The organism is Reyranella sp., assembly GCF_050185545.1.
GTDB lineage: Bacteria > Pseudomonadota > Alphaproteobacteria > Reyranellales > Reyranellaceae > Reyranella.
Map to the genome: position 1 here is coordinate 1 of NZ_JBFWZI010000340.1, position 3,775 is coordinate 3,775.

The 3,775-nt window shown below is 66.2% G+C and carries 7 protein-coding genes; 2 read left to right on the plus strand and 5 right to left on the minus strand.

The features are described 5' to 3' along the window. The first annotated feature begins 43 nt into the window (after positions 1-43). The gene (locus tag AB7O82_RS37680; RefSeq protein ID WP_428621869.1) at positions 44-421 is read left to right on the plus strand and encodes a limonene-1,2-epoxide hydrolase family protein; all 378 of its coding nucleotides are present in this window, start codon (positions 44-46) and stop codon (positions 419-421) included. Between the two features lie 34 nt (positions 422-455). Here the strand turns inward: AB7O82_RS37680 and AB7O82_RS37685 are convergent, their stop codons facing one another. Both AB7O82_RS37685 and AB7O82_RS37690 read right to left on the minus strand, forming a co-directional pair. Continuing rightward, positions 456-584, minus strand: a complete 129-nt coding sequence (locus tag AB7O82_RS37685) for a hypothetical protein (protein ID WP_428621870.1) — start codon at positions 582-584, stop codon at positions 456-458. Then, positions 581-1,048, minus strand: coding sequence for a DUF1330 domain-containing protein (locus tag AB7O82_RS37690; protein WP_428551974.1), 468 nt, complete (start codon positions 1,046-1,048; stop codon positions 581-583). Before AB7O82_RS37690 ends, AB7O82_RS37685 begins: the two co-directional genes overlap by 4 nt. Here AB7O82_RS37690 and AB7O82_RS37695 point away from each other — a divergent pair. Further along, a complete protein-coding gene (locus tag AB7O82_RS37695) occupies positions 1,031-1,162 on the plus strand; it encodes a cbb3-type cytochrome oxidase subunit 3 (RefSeq protein WP_428551977.1) in 132 nt (43 codons plus the stop codon). The genes AB7O82_RS37690 and AB7O82_RS37695 overlap by 18 nt on opposite strands. Before the next feature lie 275 nt (positions 1,163-1,437). On the opposite strand, the gene AB7O82_RS37700 is transcribed toward AB7O82_RS37695, so the two are convergent. From AB7O82_RS37700 to AB7O82_RS37710, 3 genes are all read right to left on the minus strand, one after another. Continuing rightward, positions 1,438-2,178, minus strand: a complete 741-nt coding sequence (locus AB7O82_RS37700; RefSeq protein WP_428551965.1) for an ABC transporter ATP-binding protein — start codon at positions 2,176-2,178, stop codon at positions 1,438-1,440. Further along, on the minus strand, positions 2,175-3,146 hold the full coding sequence (locus AB7O82_RS37705) for a branched-chain amino acid ABC transporter permease (RefSeq protein ID WP_428621872.1): 972 nt from the start codon (positions 3,144-3,146) through the stop codon (positions 2,175-2,177). Before AB7O82_RS37705 ends, AB7O82_RS37700 begins: the two co-directional genes overlap by 4 nt. Then, the coding region (locus AB7O82_RS37710; protein ID WP_428551971.1) for an ABC transporter permease subunit at positions 3,143-3,775 on the minus strand (633 nt) is incomplete at its 5' end. The genes AB7O82_RS37710 and AB7O82_RS37705, both read right to left, overlap by 4 nt.

A 3,775-nucleotide genomic window follows, 5' to 3' on the forward strand; every position in this document is an offset into this window, starting at 1 on the left:
GCGGCGCAAGGGAGAGAGCCGGAACAATCGGGTGAGACGGCAAATGACAGACAACGAGAAGATTGTCCGTGAATTCATCGCAGCCTGGTCGCGCCTGGACGTCGAGGAGATCGTCGCCTTCTTTACCCCGGACGGCGTTTATCACAACATGATGAACAAGCCGGTTTCCGGACAGGACAATCTGCGCAGGTTCATCGGTGGGTTCATCAAGAATTGGACCAGGACGAACTGGGACATTCTCAACGTAACAGGACGAGGCGACGTCGTCATGGCCGAGCGTCTCGACCGTACCCAGGTCGGCGACAAGAGCGTGGATTTGCCCTGCTGCGGCGTGTTCGAGATGCAGGGTGGAAAGATCAAGGTCTGGCGGGACTATTTCGATCTCGCCACCTATGTGCGCGCGACGACGTCGGGCAATTAGTTCGACAGACGTCCGGTTGTGAGGCGAGGACCCGTCAGAGGTCGATGCCGACGAGAATTTCGCGCTCTTGCATCACAGTCCCTTCCTTCCTGATCTGGGCAGTGATTTCCTGCAATTCAGGATCCGAAGCGGCAGAGGCCCTCCCCTTCGCATAGGCGGTCATGCCGCTCCTCCTCGGCTTGGCATCTTGAACGCGGGAGCCATCACGGCATTCGCGTTCTTCGTCAGGGTCATCCGGATTTCCTTGATCGGCTGATAGGCCGGGTCGTTGAGCCAGCTCTGGATCGCCTGTTCGGATGGAAAGCGCAGTACTACGACGCCTTCGGCCGGATTGCCCTGCAGCGACTTCGCTTCGAGCTCACTGACGATGATCTCAGCCTCGTACTTCGCCAGAAACGGCACGACCTGCGCGACGTACTCCTGGCCGAATTTCTGCGGATCGACGACGGTCTGCGTAAGAACGTAGTAGTATCCTCTGGATGTTCGTGTTGGGGGGCGGAGTGGCGATCTCGGCGGCGGTGTTCTCGCGGGCGGGAATGCCGGTCGTGGTGATCTGCCTTCTGATCGCGGCGGCGTGGTTGATGCTTCTTGGATGAAGGACGACAGGCCATGGGCTACGGCATCTATCTTATTGTCTTGGTCATCGCATTCGTCGGGATCGTGATCTGGGCGTATGGCCGCAAACGCAAGGCGCGCTTCAACAAGGACGCGGCAATTCCCTTCGACGATAGGAAGAAATGAGTCGCTACAGGGCCAGATGGCCCATTCTCGCCTCCTGTGACGATGCGCTGGGGGTGCGCCACACATAGGCGCTAACTTTTCCGACCGAACTCGCCTCATTGCTGGGAGCGCGCCACTCCGATGGCGCTCATGGGATGTGTAATCAGCAAGAAGTGCCCATCGGAGTGGCGCGCCCCCAGCCATGAGCGCTCTCCGACGCACCGCCGCCATTTTAGCGGCGCCGTGGTGCGCGCCGCGTGCTGGGCGTCTCCCCAGCGACGTCGAGGGGCTCGCCGTCAGGCATCCGGCGTCCCGAGATACGCCGCGACCACTTTGGGATCCTGCGACACCGCCTGCGGCGTCCCGTCGGCGATCAGGCGGCCGGCGTCGAGCACCAGGATGCGGTCGGAGACTTCCATCACCGACGGCATGTCGTGCTCGACCAGCACCACGGTGACCCCGCTCGAGCGAACCTGGCGCAGCACGTCGATCATCGCCGCCGTCTCGGTCGGGTTCAGGCCGGCGCAGGGCTCATCAGCCAGCAGCAGGTCGGCGCGGGTGGCGATGGCGCGGGCAATCTCGAGGTGCCTGAGCTGGCCGACCGTCAGGCTGTTGGCCGGCTGCTCCGCGAGGTGGGCGATCGAGGCCAAGGTCATGGCGCGCGCCGTCGTCGCCGCGACGTCGCGCGGGCCCGCCTTGCCGAACAGCGCGCCGATGCGGACGTTCTCGGAGACGGTGAGCTCGCGGAACGGGCGAGCGATCTGGAAGGCGCGGGCGATGCCCAGCTCGGCGATCCTGTTGGTGGCGAGCCGCGTGATGGTGCGGCCGCGGAAGGTCACTGCGCCGGCGGTCGGCACGAGATAGCCGGTCACCAGGTTGAACAGGGTCGATTTGCCCGCGCCGTTGGGGCCGATGATGCTGGTGATCGAGCCTGGCACGATCGCGAACGAGACGTCGGCGATCGCCGCCAGGCCGCGGAAGCTCTTGGACAGGTGCTCGACCGCGAGGATCGGCGGCCCGCCGGATTGGGCGCTCATTCGGCCGCCGCCACGCGGGCGCGCTGCCGGCGCAGGCGGAAACTGCGCACCAGCCCGATGATCCCGCCGGGAGCGGCCAGCACCAGGAAGGCGAGCAGCAGGCCTGTCGCGAACAGGTGGAAGTCGAGCAGCCGGCCCAGGATTACTTGGGTGACGAACACCAGCAGGAAGGCGCCGATCACCGGCCCGAACAGAGTGCCCATGCCGCCCAGCAGCGAGTAGACGATCAGGTTGAGGTTGGTGTCGTCGCGATAGACCGAGTCGGTCGTGATGTAGCCCAGCGAATGGCCGTAGAGCACGCCCAGCACGCCGGTCAGGACGGCGCTCACCACGAAGGCGGTGCGCTTGTAGCGCTCGGTCGGCACGCCCAGCATGCGTGCCGTGTCCTCGTCCTCGCGGATGCTGAGCAGGCCGGCGCCGAACCGGCTGTCGCGGATCTTCCAGGCGATCAGCAGCACGGCGAGCCCGGCCACGAGGTAGAGCTCGTAGAAGAACGCCGCCGGATCGACATCGGCCGGCACCACGCTCGGGAAGGTCAGGCCGAGCGAGCCTTCGAAGAAATCGACGTTGTTGGTGAGCTCGGCGCAGACATGGCTGACGCCCAGCATGGCGATGGCGAAGAAGGTGCCGCGCAGGCGCAGGATCGGGTAGGCGATGACGGCCGAGAGCGCGCCGCAGGCGGCGCCGCCCACCAGCACGCCGATCGGCAACAGCAGGGCGGTTGGCACGCCGCCCAGCCGCGTCTCGACCAGGCCGGCGGCGAAGGCGCCGACGCCGATGAAGGCCGAATGGCCGAAGCTCGCATAGCCGGCGAAGCCGCCCAGGATGGCCCACGCCACGCCGAGCCCGGCCGAGTAGATCATCAGCTGGCCGACCCGGACGTAGAACGGCGGCAGAAGGTAGGGCACGGCCGCCAGCAGGAGCGCCGCCGCCACGACCAGCAGGGCGAGGGGCAGGGGGCGCGTCATCGCGAGGCACTGAAGGCGTTGCCCAGCAGCCCCTGCGGCCGCACCAGCAGCAGCAGCACGAGCAGCAGGAACATGGTCACGTTGGGAAAGGACGGCCCGACATACTGCGCCGTCAGCGTGTTGACGATGCCGAGCAGCAGGCCGCCCAGCAGCGCGCCGGCCGGGCTGCCGACGCCACCCAGCACGACGACGACGAAGGCATTCAAGGTCCAGGTCGCCTCGTCGGCCGGCGAGAAGGGCAGGATAATGCCGATGATGATGCCGGCGGCGCCGGCGAAGGCGGCCGACACGGCGAAGGTCAGAGCATATACGTGGCGCACGTTGACGCCGCACAGCCGTGCCGCCAGCGTCTGCTGCGCCGTGGCGCGGATGACGCGGCCGAGCGGGGAGAACTTCAGCAGCGCGGCGAGGCATGACAGCAGCACCAGGCTGGCCAGCAGGGCGCTCACCCGCACCGCATCGAAGGTGACGGCGCCGATCCTGAACGAGGCGAAGGCCCAGCCCGGCGTGATGTTCTTCATGTCGGGCGAGAACACCCAGATCATGACGTTCTGCAGCATCAGGGCGACGCCGAAAGTGAGCAGCATCGAGCCGATGGCCGAGCTGTCGACGGCGCGCTGGATCAGCAG